At 75.7% G+C, this 22,318-nt stretch carries 19 protein-coding genes; 6 read left to right on the top strand and 13 right to left on the bottom strand.

Annotation, left to right across the window (positions count from 1 at the left end; all coding sequences use genetic code 11):
- Positions 1 to 85 precede the first annotated feature (85 nt).
- Positions 86 to 598, top strand: a complete 513-nt coding sequence (locus HL663_RS05590; protein ID WP_173027440.1) for a YqeB family protein — start codon at positions 86 to 88, stop codon at positions 596 to 598.
- A gap of 37 nt (positions 599 to 635) precedes the next feature.
- On the opposite strand, the gene HL663_RS05585 is transcribed toward HL663_RS05590, so the two are convergent.
- Positions 636 to 1,787: a hypothetical protein gene (locus HL663_RS05585; protein WP_173027439.1), complete on the bottom strand. Its 1,152-nt coding sequence runs from the start codon at positions 1,785 to 1,787 to the stop codon at positions 636 to 638.
- A 125-nt stretch (positions 1,788 to 1,912) separates the two neighbouring features.
- Here HL663_RS05585 and HL663_RS05580 point away from each other — a divergent pair, with 125 nt between their 5' ends.
- Positions 1,913 to 2,155, top strand: coding sequence for a DUF3072 domain-containing protein (locus HL663_RS05580; protein ID WP_173027438.1), 243 nt, complete (start codon positions 1,913 to 1,915; stop codon positions 2,153 to 2,155).
- Positions 2,156 to 2,180: 25 nt separating this feature from the next.
- Here the strand turns inward: HL663_RS05580 and HL663_RS05575 are convergent, their stop codons facing one another.
- Positions 2,181 to 3,170, bottom strand: a complete 990-nt coding sequence (locus tag HL663_RS05575; RefSeq protein WP_173027437.1) for an LLM class F420-dependent oxidoreductase — start codon at positions 3,168 to 3,170, stop codon at positions 2,181 to 2,183.
- 39 nt (positions 3,171 to 3,209) lie between these two features.
- Positions 3,210 to 4,820 carry an HNH endonuclease signature motif containing protein gene (locus HL663_RS05570; protein ID WP_173027436.1) on the bottom strand — a complete coding sequence of 537 codons (1,611 nt, stop codon included), beginning with the start codon at positions 4,818 to 4,820 and terminating at the stop codon, positions 3,210 to 3,212.
- A 242-nt stretch (positions 4,821 to 5,062) separates the two neighbouring features.
- Here HL663_RS05570 and HL663_RS05565 point away from each other — a divergent pair, with 242 nt between their 5' ends.
- The gene (locus HL663_RS05565) at positions 5,063 to 6,076 is read left to right on the top strand and encodes a hypothetical protein (protein WP_173027435.1); all 1,014 of its coding nucleotides are present in this window, start codon (positions 5,063 to 5,065) and stop codon (positions 6,074 to 6,076) included.
- A gap of 60 nt (positions 6,077 to 6,136) precedes the next feature.
- Here HL663_RS05565 and HL663_RS05560 read toward each other — a convergent pair whose 3' ends face one another.
- Together HL663_RS05560 and HL663_RS05555 are read right to left on the bottom strand one after the other, a co-directional pair.
- Positions 6,137 to 6,808, bottom strand: coding sequence for a nucleoside/nucleotide kinase family protein (locus HL663_RS05560; RefSeq protein ID WP_173027434.1), 672 nt, complete (start codon positions 6,806 to 6,808; stop codon positions 6,137 to 6,139).
- A complete protein-coding gene (locus HL663_RS05555) occupies positions 6,802 to 7,803 on the bottom strand; it encodes a patatin-like phospholipase family protein (RefSeq protein WP_173027433.1) in 1,002 nt (333 codons plus the stop codon). Before HL663_RS05555 ends, HL663_RS05560 begins: the two co-directional genes overlap by 7 nt.
- Positions 7,804 to 7,875: 72 nt before the next feature.
- On the opposite strand from HL663_RS05555, the gene HL663_RS05550 reads away from it, so the two are divergent.
- Positions 7,876 to 9,198 carry a cytochrome P450 gene (locus tag HL663_RS05550; protein WP_173027432.1) on the top strand — a complete coding sequence of 441 codons (1,323 nt, stop codon included), beginning with the start codon at positions 7,876 to 7,878 and terminating at the stop codon, positions 9,196 to 9,198.
- An 81-nt stretch (positions 9,199 to 9,279) separates the two neighbouring features.
- Complete coding sequence (locus HL663_RS05545) at positions 9,280 to 9,963, top strand: AMIN-like domain-containing (lipo)protein (RefSeq protein WP_173027431.1); 684 nt, start codon at positions 9,280 to 9,282, stop codon at positions 9,961 to 9,963.
- A gap of 18 nt (positions 9,964 to 9,981) precedes the next feature.
- Here the strand turns inward: HL663_RS05545 and HL663_RS05540 are convergent, their stop codons facing one another.
- From HL663_RS05540 to HL663_RS05520, 5 genes are all read right to left on the bottom strand, one after another.
- Positions 9,982 to 11,004, bottom strand: a complete 1,023-nt coding sequence (locus tag HL663_RS05540; RefSeq protein WP_173027430.1) for a GNAT family N-acetyltransferase — start codon at positions 11,002 to 11,004, stop codon at positions 9,982 to 9,984.
- A 146-nt stretch (positions 11,005 to 11,150) separates the two neighbouring features.
- Positions 11,151 to 12,335 carry a hypothetical protein gene (locus HL663_RS05535; protein WP_173027429.1) on the bottom strand — a complete coding sequence of 395 codons (1,185 nt, stop codon included), beginning with the start codon at positions 12,333 to 12,335 and terminating at the stop codon, positions 11,151 to 11,153.
- A gap of 99 nt (positions 12,336 to 12,434) precedes the next feature.
- A complete protein-coding gene (locus tag HL663_RS05530) occupies positions 12,435 to 13,337 on the bottom strand; it encodes a hypothetical protein (protein ID WP_173027428.1) in 903 nt (300 codons plus the stop codon).
- Positions 13,338 to 13,650: 313 nt separating this feature from the next.
- The gene (locus HL663_RS05525) at positions 13,651 to 14,730 is read right to left on the bottom strand and encodes an alpha/beta fold hydrolase (protein WP_173027427.1); all 1,080 of its coding nucleotides are present in this window, start codon (positions 14,728 to 14,730) and stop codon (positions 13,651 to 13,653) included.
- Between the two features lie 154 nt (positions 14,731 to 14,884).
- Positions 14,885 to 16,156 carry an ArgE/DapE family deacylase gene (locus HL663_RS05520; protein ID WP_286175963.1) on the bottom strand — a complete coding sequence of 424 codons (1,272 nt, stop codon included), beginning with the start codon at positions 16,154 to 16,156 and terminating at the stop codon, positions 14,885 to 14,887.
- Positions 16,157 to 16,248: 92 nt separating this feature from the next.
- Between HL663_RS05520 and HL663_RS05515 the strand changes: the two genes are divergently transcribed.
- The gene (locus HL663_RS05515) at positions 16,249 to 17,712 is read left to right on the top strand and encodes an MDR family MFS transporter (RefSeq protein ID WP_286175962.1); all 1,464 of its coding nucleotides are present in this window, start codon (positions 16,249 to 16,251) and stop codon (positions 17,710 to 17,712) included.
- A gap of 123 nt (positions 17,713 to 17,835) precedes the next feature.
- On the opposite strand, the gene HL663_RS05510 is transcribed toward HL663_RS05515, so the two are convergent.
- From HL663_RS05510 to HL663_RS05500, 3 genes are all read right to left on the bottom strand, one after another.
- Entirely contained in the window at positions 17,836 to 18,525 is a 690-nt protein-coding gene (locus tag HL663_RS05510) for a DUF5701 family protein (RefSeq protein ID WP_286175961.1), read from the bottom strand.
- 37 nt (positions 18,526 to 18,562) lie between these two features.
- On the bottom strand, positions 18,563 to 19,822 hold the full coding sequence (locus tag HL663_RS05505) for an MFS transporter (RefSeq protein WP_173027426.1): 1,260 nt from the start codon (positions 19,820 to 19,822) through the stop codon (positions 18,563 to 18,565).
- Between the two features lie 248 nt (positions 19,823 to 20,070).
- A complete protein-coding gene (locus tag HL663_RS05500; protein ID WP_173027425.1) occupies positions 20,071 to 22,314 on the bottom strand; it encodes an ATP-binding cassette domain-containing protein in 2,244 nt (747 codons plus the stop codon).
- Positions 22,315 to 22,318: the final 4 nt, after the last annotated feature.

The raw sequence follows: 22,318 nt of genomic DNA, 5'->3' as shown, positions 1-22,318 counted from the left end.
CGACCACGAAAGCCCGCACGCGCGGGGTCCTCGCTCCCGGGCCAGCGCTCGCCGGCTCCGCACCTCCCGACGTAGCCTCGACGCCATGGACGTGCCGGGCCGCAGCGACGAGGACGACGTCGTCCGTCGCGTCGGGGGCTTCGACACCGGGGGGCGGGCGTTCGTCCTGACCCTCTTCGGCGGCGGCGGGCTGGCCCTCGGACTCGCCCTCCCCTGGCTCGCGCGGCTCGCGGCCGAGCAGGAGTGGGTGCCGTTCGGCGGGCCCCTGCGCGCCCTCGGCGCCCCGGACGCGGCCTGGCTCCCCTGGGGCCGGCCGGTCATCGGCCTCGCGGTGGGGCTGGTCCTCGCCGCGTGGGTCCTCGCGCACACCGCGGTGCTCCACGTCTCGCGGGCGGAGGTCCGGGTCGAGCGCTACGGGTCGGTGCAGCGGGTCATCCCGCGGGAGCGCGTCGACGGCGTCCACCGGGACGGCGGGAAGGTGGTCCTCGAGGCCGCCTCCGGGCGCGTCCTCTTCCGTGACGACGTCGAGGGCGACCGCGACGCCGTCCGCGCGGCCTTCGTCGACGCCGGGTACCCGTGGGAGGGGCCACCGGCCTGACCGACGGCCGAGGGCCGAGGGCCGACGGCCGAGGGCGTCAGGGGGCCGGACGGGTGTGCCGGATGGCCACCGTGCACGGCGGCAGGCCGGCGAGGTTGTTCGTCGGGTCGGCGTCGGGGACGGTCGAGAGGTAGGGGAAGAAGGGGTTCTCCTCGTTCTCCGTCGTCACGACGTCGGCCTCGGCCCCGCTCGCACCCCGGACGAAGAACGTGTGGGCCCCGGCCCGCAGCAGGTCCATCACCCGGCTCTTCGTCATCGCCCACGGGCCGCCGTCCGGCAGGACGCCGCCCAGCATGTTGATGTACGGCTTGCGCCCGACCCGCTGGATGCCGGTCACCTGCCAGCGGCCGGGCGGCAGGGTGTCCGCCACCGGCACCCAGTACTCCTCGATCGGCTGCCAGACGTGCCCGTGGAGGGCGTAGTTGTAGGCGGACGCCTCCCGGTGCCCGGCGCCGTGGTCCCAGATCAGCTCGTCGACCGCGAGCCGGCGGTGCGTGTCGCTCGCCTCGAGCTGCTCCTGGCTCCACGACCGGACGACGATGCCCTGGAAGCCGTCGGGGTCGGACGCCTCGACGACGGCGGCGGGGAAGCTCAGCTCGCGGACGATCGCCGAGACGGCCACGTCCTGCGCGTACCGGTTGAGCCGGTCGACCACGCGCGTCATCCGCTGCTGGACGTACTCGGTGGCGACCTCCTGCGGGGAACGGCCCTCGGCGAGACCGCGCAGGATCTTCGCGCCGACCGCGTCGAGGTCGAGGTCGGCGACGGCCTCGGTCAGCTCGGTACGCAGCAGCTCGACGACCTTCGCGTGGGCGGCCTCGGCCCCGTCGTCGGAGGTCATGTCCTCCTCGAGGAGGATCGCGACGAGCACGAGCCGGCCGGGCACCTCGACCCGGTGCCCGGCGGCCGTGACCACGATGGGCTCGAGGGTGGTGTCGAGGTGGCCGACGGCCGCCGGCACCGTGCGGTTCTCGCCGATGCCCATCGAGCCGCCGAGGCTGCCGTGGCTGCCCGGCGAGGACCAGATCCCGGGCGCCCCGTCGAGCGTCGGCGCGTCCGGGCGGTGGGTGATCGTCCGGCCGTCGAGGGTGACGACGACGGTCCACAGGTACGGCTCGCTGTCGCTCTCGTCGGCGCCGTGGTAGCAGAAGAGCTTCTCGAGGCGGAGGCGGACGGGGATGGTGGCCATGGTCTCTCCCGGGGGGCGTGGTGCGGTCACGCGGCAGGAGGCGGCCCGCCGGGTAGGTGATACACGCACCCGTCGACCTGGGCGCTGCGGGCCGGGGTGTCGGACCCCGTCCGTAGCGTGCGGGGATGACCACCCAGGACCAGAACCCCGACCAGACCGAGCCGATCCAGGACCCGCAGGACGCCACGAAGCCGCCGGAGCAGTGGGCGACCGGTGACGAGCCCGCCACCGGCCCCCAGCTGAGCTACCTCTCGACCCTCGCCCGCGAGGCGGGCCGCGAGGTGCCGGAGGGCCTGACCAAGGCGCACGCCTCCGAGCTCATCGACGAGCTGCAGGGCGCCTCGCCGCGGGTCGACCCGCAGGCCTGACGCAGCGCGGCGCCCCGCGTGCGGGTCAGCGCGACCGCACGAGGGGCGCCAGCGCCTCGGCCATCATCGAGACGACCCCGGGCACGTGCCCGTTGGCGACCATGTTGACGACGAGCCCGTCGACCCCGTGGTCGAGCACCCGCTCCTGCAGCTGCCCGGCCACCTCCTGCGGCGTGCCCGCGAACTGCCGGTCCGTGGCGGCTCGTCGCTGGTTCTCGTCCATCGTGTCGAGGTCGACGCCGCGGGCGCGCAGGAAGTCGCGGTGCATCCGGCGGGCCGCGTCGCCGTCCTCGTCCATCATGACGAACGCGAGGTAGCTCGTCTCGAGGGTGGAGCGCTCGCGCCCCTCCTCCTCGCACCGGGCCGCGACCGCTTCGAGCTTGCGCGGGAGGTCCGCGGCGTTGCAGATGAGGTTGAGGTGCGCCGCGTGCCGGGCCGCGTACTTGAACGTCTTCCGCTCTCCCCCACCGCCGATGAGGATGGGCAGGTCGTCACGCAGGCGCGGCTCGTTCATCGCCGACTCGGTGCGGTACCAGTCGCCGGAGACCGTCGGCCGCTCGCCCCGCAGCATCGGCTCGATGATCGAGAGCGCCTCCTCGAGCCGCTGGAAACGGTCGGTGAAGGTGCCGAACTCGAACCCGAGCTGGCGGTGCTCGAGCTCGAACCACCCGGCGCCGATGCCGAGGACGGCTCGCCCCCCGCTCACGAGGTCGAGGGTCGTCACCTCCTTGGCGAGCAGCGTGGGGTTGCGGTACGTGTTTCCGGTGACGAGCGTCGACAGCTGCACCCGCTCGGTGGCCGTCGCGAGCGCGCCGAGGAGCGTGTAGGCCTCGAGCATCGGCTCGTCCGGCTCGCCGATCCCGGGCAGCTGGTAGAAGTGGTCCATCACGAGGACGGCGTCGACGCCGGCCGCGTCCGCCTCCTGCGCCTGCTGGACGACCGTCGGGACGATGCGTGCGGGGTCGCCCCCGGGGTAGCTGAAGTTCGGGACCTGGTAGCCGAGGCGGACGCTCATCCTCGGAACGCTACGCCCGTGACGCCGCCGTCGGGCCGCTCAGAACGGGGGCGACGACGGCAGCGTCGGGCGGCGCCGGCGGTGGCGCGGCGGGACGTCGACGACGAGGTCGCCGGGCGGCCGCCCGCGGGGTCGGTGGACCTCGACGCGGCAGGCTCGGGCGGTCGGCGCAGGGGCGCCGTGCTCGAGGCGGAACTCGAGGGCGGAGTGGGGTGCGTCGCTCGCTCCCAGGCTCGGTGCACGCGGCGGCCGGTCCTCGTCGGACCCGCTGTCGGGGAGGACGACGGGCCGGTGGTCCGGGGGATGGGTGGTGCGCCGCCGCCCGGCGGGGTCCACCCATGTCATCGTCGCGTCGGGATGGAGGAGGGCCGACCATCCCGGCCGCTGCTTCGTGCGGTGATGGCGCCGGCAGAGGCAGACGAGGTTGGTCGCCGCCGTCGGGCCGGCGGGCCACGCCACGACGTGGTCGAGGTCGCAGAACCGGGCGGCGACCTGGCAGCCGGGGAAGCGGCAGCGCCCGTCCCGGGCCCGGACCAGCCGCGCGAGGCGGGCGCCCGGCCGGTAGCCCTCGGTGGTCGGACCGTCGACGGCGGACAGCGCGCCGCTCGCGGGGTCGACCCCGACCCGCCCGAGGTGGTCGGTGCGGCACGACGTCGACGCGACCGCCCGCTCCAGCCAGTCGCGGGCGACGAGGACGGGCTCACCGGGGGCAGCACCGTGCACGGTCACGAGGTCACCCGGCTGCTCGACGGCCCCCGACCGCGCCGACCGGACCGCACCGTCGGGAGAACCGTCCGGAGCGACGGTCACGAGGTGGACCTGGAGGTCGATCGTCGCGCTGCCGGTCACGAGGTCGGTGAGCGCCCGGGCCCGCGCCCGGTCGATGCCATCGCAGGTGCCGTCGGCGACGAGGCGCTGCGCGAGGGCGTCGATGGCGGCCCACGCCCGGGAGGCCTCCTCGGAGGGAAAGGTGCCGAGCCAGGTGTCGGTGCCGGGCTCGTCGACCCATCGCCGCAGCGACGACGCGGAGCGGGCGCGGACGGCCCTGCGCCGCAGGAGGTCCGGCGAGATCCGGGCCAGCACCCGCCGCACCCGCCGGCGCAGGCGGGGAGCGTCCTCGACGCCGAGGAACGCGTCGACGGCCTCGCACACCGTGGCGGCGACCTCCGCCGGGACCTCCTCGAGCTCGTGGGCGACGACGCCGGCCCGGTACCCGTCCACGCGGCCCTCGGTCATCGCGGCGTGCAGACGTCCCAGGCCGGTCGCCGTGCCCGTGCCCTCGGGGCCGTCGGCGGCGCGGCGGACGGCGTCGCGCACCCAGCGCTCGGCGTGCGCGGCGGTCATCCCGAGGACGCCGGAGACGATCGACGGCGCGTCGAGCGAGACGTGGCCGGGAGCCCGGTGGGTCTCGACGAGCTCGCCGGTCCCGAGCACGTGCGGCTCGATCGCCGCGAGCCGCACGACCACCTCGGCCTGCGCCGCCTCGACGACATCGGCCAGGGCCCGGAGCTCGCCGAGAGCGGCCGCCCACTCCTCGCTCGAGCCGCAGGCGACGGTCGGGGACAGGACCTCACGCACCAGCCGGCGTGCCGTGTGCGCCGCCTGCGCGACGTCCCCGGGACCCGGCCCGAGCGTGCTCGTCGATGCCATTCGCTCCCCCTCCCCTCGTGACCCCATCCTACCGCCGAGACATCCGTCGAACAAGGGTTCGACAGTACCAAATCGTCTGCCGCTCAACGACTCTCGCCCATCAAGAGTGCGGCTCGCCGGCCGCCGCCCACCCCTGCGCGGACCCCAGGGGAGCGCTCCCCATGTCCCCCGGGCCCCGCCGGGCCTACGGTGACCGGGACGGCGGCGCACCGGCGCCGCCCCACGAGGGGAGACCACACGACATGGCACGACTGAAGACCCTGGCCGCCGCGCTGGCGGCCGTCACGCTCGGCGGGCTCGTCACCGTCGCGACGCCGGGCGCGGCCGTCGCGGAGGACTCGATGTGCCGCACGACGACCGGCAGCTCGGACTTCTACCCGGGCCCGTCCGCGAGCGCCACGTACGACGACACCTTCCACAACAGCGTCGCGGTCCCGGCCGGCCTCCTCGACGGCCGCTACGTGCCGCAGGGCCTGGCCTACTGGAACGACGTCCGCGGCACCGACGACGTGCTGCTCATCTCGGCGTACCACGACGACAACGGCAACGGCACTCCCGACGGTCCGAGCGCGGTCTTCGGCGTGTGGCTGAGCGGCCCGGACCGCGGCGAGAGCCTCGGCCGGATGCTCATCCCGACCACGCACGCCGGTGGCATCGCCGTCGCCGGGGGGTACGTCTACGTCGGCGGCGAGGGCATCGTCCGCTACTGGTCGGCGTCGGGGGTCAGGTCCGTGCTCCTGGCGGCCAACAACAACCACACCTACACCCCCAAGGACACCCAGGACGTCGCCGGCAAGGCCTCGTTCCTCGGCACCCAGGGCGGGTACGTCTGGACCGGCGACTTCTCGGAGACGAGCCACCAGAGCATGTGGCGCTACCGGCCCAACAGCGACGGCTCCCTCACCTACACGAGCACCAAGCGCACCGTCCCCGCGAAGACCCAGGGGATGACCACCGTCGGGTCCCGGTTCGTCTTCGCGACCTCCTACGGCCGCAACGACCGCGGCAACGTCTGGGTGCGGTCCACCGCCTCCACCGGCGACGTCACCGACGCCACGTCCTTCTGCATGCGCGCCCCCTCGATGATCGAGGGCCTCGCCTACGGGAGCTCGAACGGCAACGCCCACGTCTGGGCGCTCTACGAGAGCGGCGCCTACACGTACAACAAGGGCCTCGACGACCCGCGCAACCCGATCACGAACATCCACTGGGCCGAGGGCTCGACCCTCGCCGGTCTGTACGGCCAGTCCGACTGAGCCGCAACCCGACCCATCCTGACGGCGCCGGATCCCGCGAGGGGTCCGGCGTCGTCGGCGTCAGCGCGCCGGCAGCTCCCAGCCCCCGTCGGTGGCCAGCACGACCCGGTCTGCGGCACCGGCCCGCTCGCGCACCAGCGCGGTGTTGCGGTCGTCGACCGCCGCCACCCAGGCCTGCGCCTCCTGCGGCGTCTTGCCGAACTCGACGTGCCGCGCCAGCAGCCGCTGCCGGCGCAGGGCGTCGTCGCCGTCGACGAACCAGACGGCGTCGAGCGCGGCCCGCGCCTCGCGCCAGTCGCCCTCCAGCAGCAGGTAGTTGCCCTCGGTGACGACGAGCCGCGCTCCCCCGGGCACGACGACGGCCCCGGCCAGCGGCTGCTCGAGGACGCGCTCGAAGCCCGGCGCGTACACGTCGCGCTCGGGGTCCTCGCGCAGCCGGCGCAGCAGGGCCGCGTAGCCCCGCGCGTCGAAGGTCTCGGGGGCGCCCTTGCGGTCGCGGAGACCGAGCCGCTCGAGCTGGACGTCCGCGAGGTGGTAGCCGTCCATCGGCACCTGGGCGACCCACGCGGCCCCGCGCCGCCGCGCGAGCTCGGCGACGAGCGCCTCGGCCAGGGTCGACTTGCCCGCTCCGGGCACACCGGCGACGCCGAGCAGGGCCCGTTCGCCGGCCGTCGTCCGGACGAGCTCCTCGGCGAGGTCGGCGAGCGCCCCGACGCCGGCGGCGCTCACCATCCCGCCTCGTCGAAGGCCCGCTCGGTCAGCTCGCGGCCCAGCGCGATCATCTCCGAGGCGCGGTGGAAGTCCATCGTGCGGCAGGCGTCGGAGGGCACCGAGACGAGGACGTCCGGGGGGTTGCTCGCCATCCGGTAGCGCGTGATGAGCGCGGCCATCGTGTCGAACGAGCGGTTGAAGATCTCGGCGGACGCGAGCTCCTTCGGCGCCGGCGAGAACCCGGGGGCCGAGGCCAGCGCCGGCGAGCCGCCCCCCTCCGTGACCGCCTCGACGTCCTCGGCGACCATCTCGCGGGCGGGCGCCTCGGTCGTCGTGTCGTGCGAGCCACCGCCCATGAGCGCCGACACCCGGTGGGTCAGCGAGCGCACCGAGCCCGCGACGGTGCTCGTCACCCCCGGCGAGCGCACCGGCGCGACGGGCATCCCCGTGCTGTGCCCGGCCTGGAGGCTCACCGCGACGGTGAGGTCGGACATGACGGCGGCGGTCGGCTCGATCGGCACCGGGTTCATGAGGCCGCCGTCGACGAGGAGGCGGCCGTCGACGACGATCGGCGTCACGAGGCTGGGGATCGCGACGGACGCGCGGATGGCCGTCGCCATCGGCCCCCGCTGGAACCACACCTCGCGCCGGTGGTTGAGGTCGGTCGCGACCGCCGTGAACGGCACGGCGCAGTCCTCGATGAGGGTGCCGTCGAGGATCTCGCCGACCTTGGCGAAGATGCGCTCGGCCCGGATGGCGCCGCCCCCGCCGAGGTTCATGTCGAGCAGCCGCCACACGTCGTACTGCGTCAGCCCGGTGACCCACTCCGTGTAGGCGTCGAGCCGCCCGGCCGCGGCCAGCCCGCCGACGAGGGCGCCCATCGAGGTGCCGGCGACGGCCACGACCTCGAACCCGCGCTCCTCGATGACCTGGAGCGCCCCGATGTGCGCGTACCCGCGTGCTCCGCCGGCGCCCAGCGCCAGCGCCACGCGTCGACCCGTGCGCTCAGGACCCATGGGCTCAGGGTACGTCGACCTCCCCACCCGCCGGCGCCCGCAGCGATAGCCTCGGGACCGGAGGAGGCACCCATGGACGCAGCACGCGCGGCCCGGCGCACCCCTCCGGCCGACCCCGCCCTCCTGCCGCCCGGCCCGCGCCTGCCCCGCCTCGTCCAGAGCGTCGGGATGATGCGCTTCCGCCACCGCTGGGTGCCCTGGCTGCACCGCCGCTACGGGGACGTCGTGACGGTCCGGCTCTTCCCCAGCACCCGCAACACCGTCCTCGTCAGCGCACCGGACGCCGTCCGCGACGTCTTCGCCGGCGACCCCGCCGTCTTCCGCGCCGGCGAGGCCAACGCCATCCTCGGGCCGGTCATGGGCGAGCACTCGGTGCTGCTCGTCGACGGCGAGGAGCACCGGCGCGCCCGGCGCCTCCTCACGCCCGCCTTCTCCGGCCGGGCGCTGCGCGGCTACGCCGACCTCGTGACGGGGCTGGCGAAGACCGAGGTCGGTTCCTGGACACCGGGGGTCGCCTTCCCCGTGCTCGACCGGATGAACGCCGTCACGCTCGAGGTCATCCTGCGCGTCGTCTTCGGCGTCACCGACGAGGCCCGGCTCGCGCGGCTGCGGCCCCTCGTCCGCGAGCTCGTCGACGTCAGCCCGCTCGTCTTCCTCGGCTGGGCCGTGCCCCGGCTGCGGCGCGTCGGGATGTGGCGGCGGGCGGTCGAGCGCACCCGTGCCCTCGACGCGCTCCTGCACGAGGAGATCGCCGACCGTCGTGCGAGCCCGGACCTCGCCCTGCGCACGGACGTGCTGTCGACGCTGCTGCGGGTCGAGGTCGAGGGCGAGCGCCTGACCGACGCCGAGCTGCGCGACCAGCTCGTCACGCTGCTGCTCGCCGGCCACGAGACGACGGCCACCGCCCTCGCCTGGACCCTCCACGAGGTCGGCCTCGACCCCGCCCTGCGCGCCCGGGCCCGCGCGGCCGCGCGCACCGGCGACGACGACCTCCTCGAGGCGCTCGTCAAGGAGGCGATGCGCCTGCACCCCGTCATCCCCATGGTGGTGCGGGTCCTGCGCGAGCCGGCGCGCGTCGGCGGGGTCGACCTGCCGGCCGGGGCCACCGTCGGCGCCTCGGTGATCCTCGCCCACCAGCGGGCCGCGAGCCATCCCGACCCGTTCGCGTTCGACCCCGGCCGCTTCGTCGGCGGGCAGCCCGCCCCGCACACGTGGATCCCGTTCGGCGGCGGGGCGCGCCGGTGCATCGGGGCGTCGTTCTCGCTGATGGAGGCCGTCGCGGTGCTGCGGGAGGTCCTCGTCGCGTACGACGTCGAGTCGGTGGCGCCCGAGGGTCCGCGGGTCCGCAACATCACGAGCGTGCCCCGACACGGCGCGCGGGTCACGGTGCGCTGAGCCCGGACCGGGCCGAGTCCGCCGAAGGTCCCACGCACGGGCCCCCACGTCGAGGACGATGGAGGCGTGAAGGGAGGCGCCATGACGACACGACGCCGCACACCGACCGTCCGCGTCCTCGGGGTGGGGGTGGCCGTGCTCGCGCTGGCCGCCGTCGCGGGCTGCTCCTCCGACCCGGACGACCCGGCGCCCGTCTCGACCTCGGCCTCGCCGTCCACGAGCGAGCCGGCCTCCCCGTCCGCGTCGCCCTCGCCGAGCGACTCGCCGTCGGCCACGGCCGACCCCAGCGCCTCGCCGAGCCCGTCGGCGTCGGTGCCCGACGGGTACTCCCTCGACGAGAGGACCAGCGGCGACTGGCCGACCCTCGGCGGACGCGTCGGCATCGGGCTGGAGTCGCGCGTCGCCGGCCACACCACCTACGACCGGGTCGTCTACCAGTTCGCGCGCGACGGGGTGCCCAGCTACCGCGTGCACTACGTCGACGCGCCGATCGAGGACCCGAGCGGCGAGCGCAAGGACGTGCCGGGCGACGCCTGGCTCGAGGTGCTCGTCTCCACCGTCGACATGCCCGGCGAGTCCGCCCCGAGCGCCGACGACCCGCTGCCCCGGACGTTGGAGGGCACCGGCATCGCGGCGGCGCCGGCCATCTGGGGCGGGTTCGAGGGGGTCGGCCAGCAGTTCATCGGCCTCAGGGGCGGTCAGCGGCCGTTCACGGTCTCGGTGCTGGAGAACCCGACCCGGCTCGTCGTCGACATCGCCCGCTGACGCGCGGGCCGCGACCGGTCAGAGGTCGAGGTCCTGGTGCCAGGACTGCGTCCGGTAGTCGGTGACCCAGCCCATCGACGCGTAGAGGCCGTCGGCGCCGGTCGGGCTGTCGGCGTCGACCTCGAGGCCCACCCGGTTGCGGCCGCGCTTGGCGGCGTCGCCGATGACCTGGTGCAGCAGCGCCTTCGCCACCCCGCGGCCGCGGGCCGTCCGGTGCACGCCGATGTAGTCGACGTAGCTGCCGGGGATGCCGTCGGCGTCGGGGCGCAGGACCGACGAGACGACGGCGCCGGCGGGCACCGGCCCCTCCGGACCCTCGACCGTCGCGAGCCACCAGTGGTCCCAGCGGTGGCCGGGGTCCTCGCGCAGCCGCATGACGAACTCGGGGAAGCTCTCGCGGTAGGAGCTGAAGTGGTCCTGGAAGGACTCCTCGAGCACCCGGTGCACCGCCTGGAGGTCCTGCGCGAGCGGCAGGCCGTCGTCGTGACGGTCGACCGGCCGGACGGTGACGCCCTCGCGCGGGCCGGGCAGGCTGCTCGCCTCCTCGGAGGTGACGGGGCGGGTCATCTGCAGCCACGTGCGGGTGTGCCGGTAGCCGGCGGCCTCGAGCCAGCGCTGCTGGCGGGGGTCGTCGGCGTAGGCGCCGGAGTCGAGCAGCGTCGTGCGCAGGCCGCGCATCCGGCCGATGTCGCGGGCGTAGCGCTCGCCGGCGGCGAAGAGGTGCGCGGCGAGGGCATCGGCGGCGTCGTGCTGCGGCGAGACCGTGACCTCGACGAGGGTGCGCCCCGCGGCCCGGTCGTGCACCGACAGCCACGCGAGGAGGCGGCCGTCGGCGTCCTCGACGAGCACCTGGCGGCGGGTCCACGAGCCCGTGCCGGCGAGCTGGACGACCATCGCCTGCGGGTCGACAGCGGAGGAGCCCTTGGCCGCCTCCTGGTGCGCCGCGAGGAGCGCGGTGACGGCCGGGACGTCGTCCACCTCCGGCCGGCGGGTGAGGTAGTGCTCGGGCAGTCCGTCGATCGTCACCTCGGCGTGGCTCATCCCCCCACTCTCCCATCCCCCGATTCGCCCGCGGACGTGTGTGGAGACCGTCGGGATGCCGACGTTCCCCACACACGTCCGGGAGCGCCACCGGGCCGGCCGGCGACCGGGAGGTCGCCGGCCGGCCGGTGTCGCGCCGACCCGGGTCAGCGGTTGTCGAACACCCCGTCGACAAGGCTGGTGCTGCGGAAGGAACCCAACAGGTCACCCTCGCTGCGGTCGAACCCGAAGGTCTGGCCGAAGGCGTTGGCGTCCTCGTCCCGCTCGGTGCGGGTCAGGGTGCCGTCCTCGTCGGAGCGCACGGTCTCGCGCTCGGTCGCCGAGGCGTCCTCACGGGAGAAGGAGCCCGAGCCACCACTGGCCGAGTACGGCGCGGCGAGGTCGAACACCGACGTGCTCGTCGAGCGGGTGGCGGCCTCGTCACGGTCCTCCGTCGAGAAGACGTCCGAGCGCGTGGCGCCGACGGTGCCCTTCGGGTCGGCCGTGAAGGAGCCGGTGTCGAACCCGCCCACGGTCTTCGAGGCGCGGGCCTCACGGGTGGCCTCGGAGCGGGTGCCGTCCTCGTCGGTCACCGTCTCGCGACGGGCGTCCGTCGAGGCGCGCTCGTCGGAGAAGGCGCCGGTGATTCCCTCGAAGGACAGCGGCGAGGAGAACGAGCCCGCGGCCTCGGAGGTCGAGGCCCCGGTGACGTCCTCGTCGTCACGCGTCAGCTCGTCGCTGCGCGCGCCCGAGAGGGCGCCCATCGGGTCGGCGGTGAGCTTGCCGATGCCGACGGAGTAGTCGGTCTTCGACGCGCTCGCCGACTTCGACTCCGACGTGCGGGTGTCGCCGTCCTCGTCGGTGCGGGTGACCTTCTCCTGGTCGGAGGAGGCCTGCTCGTTCGAGCCGGTCAGGTTCAGGCCGCCGACGGAGACGGGCGCCTTCGCCGTGGCCCTGCCCGTGGTGCTCGACGAGGAGCTGCTCTCGTCGGCGTCGGAGTCACGCGAGGTGGCGGACTTCGTGATGGACGAGACCGCCGCGGACGGGTCGGCCGTGATGTCGCCGGTCGAGAGCCCGACCGAGTTCTTCGAGGAGTCCTTCGACGCGCGCGTCGTCGACTCCTCGGAGCCGTCCCGGTCGGTCCGGGTCTCGGTGACCGAGGAGCTCGACGAGCTGCTGCTCGTGGCCCCGAGGTCGATGCCGCCGATGCGGATCGGCGAGGAGAAGGAGGAGTCGGCCGCGTTCTGGGACGCGCTCGAACCCTCGTCGGCGGACGCCATCGCGGCGCCACCGAGGAGCAGGCCGCCGGCGACGGCAGCGGTGCCCAGGGATCGCTTGATCCAGGTGTTCATGTCAGACCTTTCGTCAGGATGTCCTGTGTGCGGCGCACGGAGTCGTCGGGACTCGGGCGCCCTGCGGCTCGGGGAGCCGCGTGGGATCGACCTGACGAGTCAGTCGGGGGCGACGCCGGGCCGGTGGAAGGCCTGGGTCGCGAGGACGGCCACGTGACCCGCGGGGAGCGCGGTGAGGGCCGAGGCGTCGCGCGCCGCCCGGGGGGCGAGCGCGGAGGAGTCGGGGGCGTGCGGGCCGAGGGCCGTCGCGGTGGACCCGGGGGCCGAGGGCGCGGGGGTCGAGGGGACGAGCGGCGTCCCGGGGAGGGCCGGGGCGTGGGGCGTCGGGTCGGTGGGGGCCCCCGTCGTGGCGGTGTCGCGGGTCGCGACGGGACCGCTGTCGGCGACGAGCGCGGAGGCCGAGGGGGTGGGGACCGGGGGCGCGGACGTCGCGGTGGGCGGCGAGGTGACCGACGGCCCCGACGCGGCGTCCGCCGGGGCGTCCGCCGAGGGCTCGTCGGCGGCAGGGGCCGGGCCCGCGGCGGGTCGGTCGACGTCGGGGAGCAGGCCGTCGACCGGGGGGACGGCCTCGGTGACGGGTGCCAGGGCGTCGGTGACGGGGGCGAGCGGCTCGAGCACGGCGTCGGTCACCGGCGCGACGGCCTCGACGAGGGGCTCGGTGACGGGCCTGACGGCCGACGTCACGGGCTCGGCGACCCGCGCGACCGGCTCCACGAGCTGCGCGACGGGCTTCGCCACCGGCTCCACGACCCTCGCGACGGGCTTCGCCACCGGCTCCACGACCCTCGCGACGGGCTTCGCCACCGGCTCGACGACCTGCGCGACGGGCTCGGCCAGGGGCGCGACCGCGGGAGCCGTCACGGAGGCGAGCGTGTCGCTCGCGCGGCCCAGCAGGCCGTGGCCCTCGGCGGCCGAGGCGCTCGGGGCGAGGAGCACGGACAGCACCACGGCGGAGAAGGTCCCGCCCAGCGCGAGCACGACGACGCGGAGCAGGCGCGGCATCAGCGGCGTCATCGTGCTCCCTCCGGTCGGTCCTCGGGTGGCGTCACGAGGGCTTCGGCGCCGTGGGGCCGGCCGGATGGGGTCGCGAACGACTTTCTTGCGGACGACAGGCATCGACCCCGGCCGTCGTCGACGCGCACCCCGCCGTCCTCACCGACCTCCTCTGGCGGATGCCCACGGCCCGCGACGAGAGGCGCGTCCAGGTCTCCGCCGACCGAGCCCGTCCCGCCCCCGACCTCGCCTCCCTCCGCGAACGTGTGTGAAGACCGTCGGGATGCCGACGTTCTTCACACACGTTCGCGGTGAGGGAGGGTCAGACGGGGGTGTCGAGGAGCTCGCGCAGGTGGGCGTCGACCTCGTCGAGGTAGGACTGCTCGAAGCCGAAGAGGCCGAAGTGACCCGCGATGCTGTGGAGCATCCGCACCTCGGCGCCGGGGGTCAGGGCGGCCTCGGGCTCGCAGTCGCGCGGCGGGAAGAACATGTCCTGCTCGATCGGCATGACGAAGACCTTGGCCGTGACGCGCCCGAGGGCCGCCGCGAGGTCGCCGCCGACGTTGCGGGCGACGTCGCCGCGCTGCCACTTCCAGCCCATCGAGAGCAGGGCGTTCGGGTCCATCATCGTGAAGAGCGTGCGGTTGAAGTTCTGCTGGAACTCCTCGTAGGTCGAGAACTCCAGCCCCTCGGCGATCGGCGGGATGCCCTTCCAGAACTCGGTCTTCCAGAAGTCCGTCGTCAGACCCATCGTCGCCCAGATGTCGGCGTGCCGGGTCAGGCCGTCGCGCACGTCCTCGTGCGACGCGTAGTCGCCGCCGCTGAACCCGGGGTCGCTGGTGATGGCGTCCATGAGCGTCTTCGTGAAGAGCGCGTCGTGCGGCGTGTTCTGCGCGGTGCCGGCGATCGGCGCCGCCCGCAGCACCTTGTCGGGGTAGCGGACGGCCCACTCCCACGTCTGCTGCGCGCCCATCGAGCCGCCGACGACGAGCGCGAACCGCTCGATGCCGTAGTGCTCGCGCATCAGCTGCTCCTGCGCGCGCACGTCGTCGCCGATGCGCACCTGGGGGAAGCGGGACATGGCGATGGACGGGTCGTCGGTCGTGTGCGGCGAGGTCGAGAGGCCGTTGCCGATCTGGTTGACGACGGCGATGAACCACCGCGACGGGTCGAGCGCGCGCCCCTCCCCGATGTAGACCTGCCACCACGTCGCGTGCGTCCCGGAGAACCACGTCGGGATCAGGATCGCGTTGTCCTTGGCCTCGTTGAGCTCGCCGAAGGTCGCGACGGCCAGCTGGAGGTCGGGGATGACGCCGCCCTCCTCGAGCTCGAAGCGGCCGACCGACCGCAGCTCGTAGGGGCCCTGCATCTCGGTGGTGTAGAAGGGGTTCTCCAGGGGCATGGCGGGTCCTCTCGTCGCGACGCTGCTGACCCACCCGACGCTAGGCGGCGCGGGCCGCCGGCGGAACCCCCCGACCCGGCCGGTCCTCCCGCGAACGTGTGTGAACACGCCGGTGATCCCCGGCGAGTTCACACACGTTCGCGATAGGAGTGGGTCAGGGGGCCGGGGCGGTGAGGCGGCGGGTGGCGAGGACGCAGAGGGCCCGGGTGACCCGGACGACCTCGGCGAGGTCGACGGACTCACGCGGTGAGTGCGCGAGCCGGACGTCGCCCGGCCCGTACTGGAGCGTCGGCACGCCGGTCGCGGCGTAGAGGCGCAGGTCCGAGCCGTACGGCGCCCCGCCCGCGGCCGGTCGCGGCGCCCCGACGGCCTGGGCCGCGTCGGCGACCTCGATGGCGAGCGGATGGCCCGCCGGCAGCCGACCGGACGCGAACGCACCGCCGGGCCAGGTGACGACCGGCGGGTGCTCCCGCAGCCACGGGTCCCCGGCCGCGGCCTCGGCGACGCACCGCTCGAAGGCGTCGCGGGCGTCCTGCGGGTCCTCCCCGAGCGCCACCCCGTAGCGGCCCTCGGCGACGAGCAGGTCCGGCACGCTGCTGGCCCAGTCGCCGGCGCGCACGGTGCCGACCGAGAGCGCGTAGGGCAGCCCCGACCCGGCGAAGAGCGGGTCGACGTCACGGTTGCGCTCGGCCTCGAGCCGGCGCAGCGCCGCGTGGACGACGCCGAAGGTGTCGAGCGCCGAGACCCCCTCGAGCCGCGTGCTGCCGTGGGCCGCGAGGCCGCCGACCTCGAGCCGGAAGGTCAGGGCGCCGGCGTTGGCGGTGAGCAGCCGGCCGCCGGTCGGCTCGGTGATGACGACCGCGTCACCGGTGTGCCCGCGGCGCAGGGTCGCGAAGGCCCCGAGCCCGCCGTCCTCCTCGCCGACGACCGAGTGCACCGCGAGCCGGCGCTCCAGCCGGACCCCCGAGCGGTGCAGCGCCGCGGCCACCGCGAGGTTCGCGACGAGGCCGGCCTTCATGTCGCAGGCCCCGCGCCCGTGCAGCCGGCCGTCGCGGACGACGGCCGCGAACGGGTCGTCGCGCCACGCGCCGGGGTCGCCGACGGGCACGACGTCGACGTGCCCGTTGAGGACGAGCCCCGGCGCCCCCGTGCCCGGCGTCGTCCCGACGAGCCCCCACGCCTCCTCGCGCGGCGCCTCGAGCCCGGGGAAGCCGGGGTCTGCGAGCAGCGCCGGGAGGTCCTCCGACCACAGGTCGACCTCGAGCCCGGCCCGCTCGAACCATCCGGCGAGCAGGTGCTGGGCCTCGGACTCGGCGGCCGTCCCTGTGACGCTCGGGACGCGCACGAGCGCGACGAGCGAGGGGACGAGGGCGTCCTCGTCGAGGGCGTCGAGGACGCGGCGCTCGACGTCGGTCAGGGTGCTCACGGCGGCACGCTAGACCCCGGCGCTCCCACCCCGCAGGCGCGACCACGTCGAACCCGCGGAATGCCCCCGGCCGGGCACGGGTTGGCCCCTCGGTGACGTCCTCCTCCGCCACCCGCGTCCCCCGGTCCGCCGTCGGCCTGCGCTCCGAGCGGGGGCCGGTGCTCCTCGGGGTGATGCTCTCGACCGGCCTCGTCGCCATCGACTCGACGATCCTCGCGACCGCCGTCCCCGCGGTCGTCGGCGACCTCGGGGGCCTCTCGCAGTTCCCGTGGCTGTTCTCGATCTACGTCCTCGCGCAGGCGGTGTCGGTGCCCGTCTACGGCAAGGTCGCCGACCTCCTCGGGCGCAAGAACGTCATGCTCGTCGGCGTCGTGCTCTTCGTCGTCGGCTCGCTCCTGTGCGGCCTCGCGTGGTCGATGGGCTCGCTCATCGCCTTCCGGGCGGTCCAGGGCCTCGGCGCGGGGGCCATCCAGCCGATCGGGATGACGATCATCGGCGACATCTACTCCGTCGCCGAGCGGGCGACCGTCCAGGGCTACGTGGCGTCGGTGTGGGCGATCAGCTCGCTCGTCGGCCCGACCCTCGGCGGGTTCTTCTCCGAGGCGCTGTCGTGGCGCTGGATCTTCTTCGTCAACCTGCCCCTCGGGGCGGCCGCCGGCTGGATGCTCTGGCGCCGCTTCCAGGAGTCGCCGCGGCCGGTGACCGCCCGCCCGCGCATCGACTGGGCGGGGACGCTGCTGCTCCTGCTCGGCACGGTCGCGCTGCTCGTCGGCCTGCTCGAGGGCGGCGTCCTGTGGTCGTGGGGCTCGCCGGCGAGCATCGGGCTCTTCGTCGGCGCCGCCGTCCTCCTCGTCGCCTTCGTCGTCGTCGAGCGGAACGCCGCCGAGCCGGTGCTGCCGCTCTGGGTCTTCCGGCACCGGGTCGTCGGCGGGGCGATGCTCGTCTCGCTCGTCGTCGGCGTCATGCTCCTCGGCCTGACCTCCTACGTGCCGCTCTACGCCCAGGGCGTGCTCGGCGCCGGCGCCATCGTCGCCGGGTTCGCCCTCGCGGCGATGACCCTCGGCTGGCCGGTCGCCGCCTCCACCTCGGGCCGCCTCTACCTGCGGCTGGGCTTCCGGGCGACGATGCTCATCGGCTCCGTCCTCGCGGTCGCCGGCTCGGCGCTGCTGCTGACGGTCGGCCCGGACAGCTCGGTGTGGCAGCTCGCCGCCGCCTGCCTCGTCCTCGGTCTCGGGTTCGGGTACGTCGCGAGCCCCTCCCTCGTCGCGGCCCAGTCAGCGGTCCCGTGGCACGAGCGCGGGGTCGCGACGAGCGCGTCGATCTTCGCGCGCTCGGTCGGCAGCGCGGTCGGCGTCGCGGCCTTCGGCGCCGTGGCCAACACCGTCGTGCGCGACCGGCTCGGCGGCGCCCCGACCGACCTGGAGTCGCTGCCCTCCGGGGTCCTCGCCCCGGCCCTCGGCGCCGTGTTCGTGGCCGCCGCCGCCGTCTCAGTGACGATGCTCCTCGCCTCGCTCGTCATGCCGCGCGAGGTGCGCGAGGCCGGCGCCGACGACTGAGGCGTACGCCGCGCGCGCGACACGGACGTCATTCCTCGCGCGTGGACCTCATCGGCAGTACGGTTGCGGGGCAGGGGAAGCCGGGTGCGGCGCCGGAGTAGGGACCGGTGCCGCGCCCGGACCTCACGCCCGCCGTGCGCCGGCGGAGGCGACCCCGAGCCACGTGTGCGGGTTGCCGTCCCAGCACCAGCCGAGCTTCGGCGCCCGCCCGCTGATCCACATCGCCGGCACCCGGCGGTCTCCCCGGCGCGAGCCGGACAGCATGAAGCAGCGGTTCTTCTCGAGCAGCTCCGGCGCGTGCGTGACCACGGCGACGCCCTCCTCGACGGTCAGCGGCGTCCGGCCGCGCCCGAGGACGACGGGGAGCGCCTGCTCGGGCCGCACGCCGAGGAACTCCTCGCCCCGGTCGACGTCGAGCAGCAGGTAGGCGTCCGGGGCGGGCAGGACCACCGGCTCGATCGGGCGGTAGGGCGCGAGGCCCTCCGCCCCGTGGTTGCGGTCGACGATGCCCGGCCGGGTGCCCCGCGGCGCCAGCCGCAGGAGGGGGACGGTCTTCTCGGGGTCGACGACCGCCGCGGTGACGACGAGGACGAGCGGGGCGCGTCCGGGCGCGGGCTCGGGCAGGGCGCCGAGCCCGGCCGCGACCTCGCGCAGCGGCTCGAGGCGAGCGGTGAAGGTGGCCTCGGGCTCGCCGGCGAGGGCCGGGTAGCCGAGGCGGAGCAGGGTCTCGACCTGCCGGTCGAGCACGTCGAGCGCGGTGGACGGAGCGGTCTGGACGGCGATGGCGGACCTCCCGGGTCGGTGAGCGGCCATCCTCCAACGCGCCCCGCGGCGCCGGTGTTCCCCGCGGTCAGGCCGCCGGTGCGCCGACCCGGCGGACCGGATGGGTCTCGCGGGCCCGGACCCAGGGCACGACCGCGAGCAGGGTGATGACCCCGGTGACCCCGAAGGCGAGGCCGAAGCTGCCGTGGTCGACGAGCGTGCCGGCGAGGACCGGGCCGATGATCGCGCCGGTGTCGGAGGCCATCTGGAAGGCCGCGAGGGCCGGGCCGCCGTTGCGCTCGCGCCCGACGACGTCGGCCAGCGAGGCCTGCTGCGCCGGGTTGAGCGCTCCGGCCCCGAGCCCGGCGACGACCGAGAAGACGACGAGCAGCGGCAGGTTGGTGGCGAGCCCGGTGCCGAGGGTCGCGAGGCCGGAGACGAGGAGCCCGCCGACGATGAACGGCTTGCGCCCGATCCGGTCGGAGGTGCGGCCGGCCACGGTGAGCCCGACGGCGTTGCCCGCCGCGAAGACCGCGAGCGCGGTGCCGGCGACGAGCGCCTGGTGGGTCTCGCGGGTGGCGGGGTCGAGGGACTGGTCGACGATGACGGCGGCGGCGAAGAGCGGCAGGATCGCGTTGCGGACGCCGAAGTTGGCCCAGCCGTTGGCGAACGCGGACGCGATCGAGGCACGGTAGGCGCTGTCCTGCCACCCGTCGCGCACCCCCATGACCGGTAGGACCGGGGCCCCCTCGGCCGGGCGCAGCGAGGCGTCCTTGAGGAAGACGAAGACGATGCCGGCCGCGAGGAGCAGGGCCGCGGCGTAGACGAGGAACGGCACGCGCAGCCCGAGCCCGCCGAGCAGGCCGCCGACGACCGGCCCGCCGACGCCGCCGATGAGGAAGGCCGAGGCGTAGGCGGACGACACGCGGGCACGGATCGAGGGCGGGGCCAGTCGGACGATGAGCGCGACCGCTGAGACGGTGAACATCACCGACCCGATGCCGCCGAGGCCGCGGAAGAGGAGCAGCTGCCAGTAGGAGCCGGCGAAGGCCGTGGCGCCGGTGGAGACGGCGACGACGACCAGGCCCGCCAGGTAGATCGGCCGTTCGCCGAGCCGGCCGATGAGCCGCCCGCCCGCGGGCGCGAAGACGAGCCGGAAGAACGCGAAGGCACTGACGACGACGCTGCTCGCCGTGGCCCCGACCCCGAAGCTCTGCGCGAAGGACGGCAGGACCGGGGTGATGAGGCCGAAGCCCAGGGCGATGACGAAGGCCGCCGCGATGAGGACCCAGATCTCACGGGGGATGCGGACTCGGGCCTCGGGGGCGCTCACGGGGTCGACGGACACGAGGGTCCAGTATGCCCGCGCCCACCGACGGGTCGGGGCCGCGGTCGGTGCGACCGCGGCCCCGTCTCCACCGGACCGCGCCGGGGGCGACGCTGCCCCCGGGCGGTTCGGGCTCTTCCACGAGGTGGTCTCGACAGCACCCCGTGCCGCCGATCATGTCCCCGCCGGTGCCCCCGGGTCCAGACCCCGGGGCGCTTCTTGACCGCTTCTTGCCACGCGGTCGACGGAGGCCCCCCACCGCGCCGGGCTCAGCGCGCGAGGACGGCCACGACGAGGGGCAGCGCCGCGGCGCCGAGGAGCAGGGTGTCGCGGGGTCGCCACGGCGCCGCCGCCCACCAGGTCCGCCGCCGCGCGGTCGCGAAGCCGCGGGAGTCCATGGCCACCGCCAGCTCGACGGCCGCCCCGAGCGTGCGGACGAGCAGCCCCGTCGTCGACGCGACGAGGTGCCGGGCGACCTCCGCCGGCCGGCGCAGCCGGACCCCGAGTCCGCGGACCCGTCGGGCCCGGCCGATCTCGGTCCAGACGGCCCCGAAGGTGTGGACGCGCTGGAGGGCCGCGGCCGTCGCGACGACCGGGCGGTCGGGCAGGTGCAGGCGCTGGGCGAGGTGGTCGCCGAGCCGGTCGGGGTCGACCCACGGCAGGAGCACCGCCGACGGGACGACGATGACGAGCACCCGCAGGGCGACGGTCAGCGCGGTGTCGACGTCGTGCCCGGCGAGCCACCAGGTCGACCAGCCGGTCGAGAGCGCGGCGAGCGCCCCGGGCAGCGTGCGCAGCAGGACCCGTCGCACCCGGCCGCTCGGCGTCGGGCCCGCGCCGGGCGCCGCGAGGGCGAGCACCGCGAGCACCACCTGGGCCGCGAGGACGGCGAGGGAGGTGCTCCAGTGCGGCGAGACGACCCCCGCGGGGATGCCGAGCATCGCGCCGGCGAGGAGGGCGAGCGGGCCGCAGCGCGCGGCGAGGGGGACGCGGGCCGCCGCCTCCGCCGGCGGGCGCGGCGGGGCGTCGAGGTGGTGCGCCCGGTCCGCGCGGGCGACGACCTCGGCGTCGTGCGTGGCCGCGACGACCGCGCCCCCGGCCGCGCGGTGGGCGGCGACGAGGCCGACGACGGCGGCCCACGTGTGGCGGTCCTGGCCGACCGTGGGCTCGTCGGCGAGGAGCACCGGCGGGCCGTGGTGCAGCGCCGCGGCGACGGCGAGGCGCCGCTGCTCGCCCCCGGAGAGGTGGCGGGGGTCCGCCGCGGCGAGGGGCGCGAGCCCGAGGGCGTCGAGGAGGGCGAGCGCGCGGGCCTCCTCGTCCGGTCCCTCGCGGCCCAGCGCCCGGGAGGTGACGAGGACCTCGTCGAGCACGGTGCCCGCGACGAGGGTCGAGCTCGCCCACTGCGGCACCCAGGCGAGGCGGGCCGCGAGGCCGGGGGCGTCGAGGCGGCGCGGGTCGGCCGCGTCGGGGCCGGGGCCCAGCCGGACGGCGTCGTCGGGCACGGGGTCGAGGAAGCCGGCGAGCGCGGCGAGCACCGTCGACTTGCCTGAGCCGCTCGGGCCGACGAGGACGGTGAGGTCGCCGGCCTCCGCGCGCAGCGGCTGCTCGAGCACCGCCGCCCGCACGGTGCGGGTCGAGCCGTCGACGAGGCGGACGGTGCGGTCCACGGCCAGCGGGTCGGCCGCCAGCGCCGCCTGCCCGGGGGTCGCGGGGACGGGCGCGAGCAGGGCCGGGTCGACGGCGAGCGGGGTGGGCGCCGGCTCGTCCGGCACCCAGAGGCCCATCGCGAGCAGGAGGTCGCGCTCGGTGGCGAGCACCTCGTCGACCGGGCCGTCGGCGGCGACGCGCCCGTCGGCGGACAGGACGACGAGCCGGTCGACGAGCGGGACCCACGGCCCGAGGACGTGCTCGACGACGACGAGCGTGCGCGGGTCGTCGGCCGAGAGGGCGGCGACCGCGGCCCGGACCTCGGCGGCGCAGGCCGGGTCGAGCATCGCCGTCGGCTCGTCGAGGAGGACGAGAGAGGGGTCGAGCGCGAGGGTGCCGGCGAGCGCGAGCCGCTGGGTCTGGCCGCCGGACAGGGCCGAGGTGGGGGTGTCGAGGGGCAGGTCGCCGAGGCCGACGGCCGCCAGCGAGCGCTCGACGACGGCGGGCATCCCGGCCGGGTCGGCGCCGACGTTCTCGAGGCCGAAGGCGACGTCGCGGCCGACGCTCGCGGCGACGACGCCGCTGCCCGGCTCCTGGAGGACGAGCCCGACCGCGCCGGGGCGCTCCCCCGGGGCGACGCCGTCGAGGGTGACCGCGCCGTCGAGGTCGCCCGGCTCGAGGGAGCCGAGCATCCCCGTGAGGGCGCGCAGGAGGGTGGACTTGCCCGCCCCCGACGCCCCGGCGAGCAGGACCCGCTCGCCGGGGCGCAGGGTGAGCGTCACGTCGCGCAGCACGGGCTCGCGCCGGCCGACCGGCCGCCAGGTGAGCCCGGCGACCTCGACGTGGCCGCGCCGCGCGGTGCGCACGGTG

The sequence above is a fragment of the Arthrobacter sp. NEB 688 genome (assembly GCF_013201035.1).
Lineage (GTDB): Bacteria > Actinomycetota > Actinomycetes > Actinomycetales > Dermatophilaceae > Phycicoccus.
The sequence above is the reverse complement of the archived record's forward strand: the minus strand, read 5'-3'. Positions and strand labels throughout refer to the sequence as shown.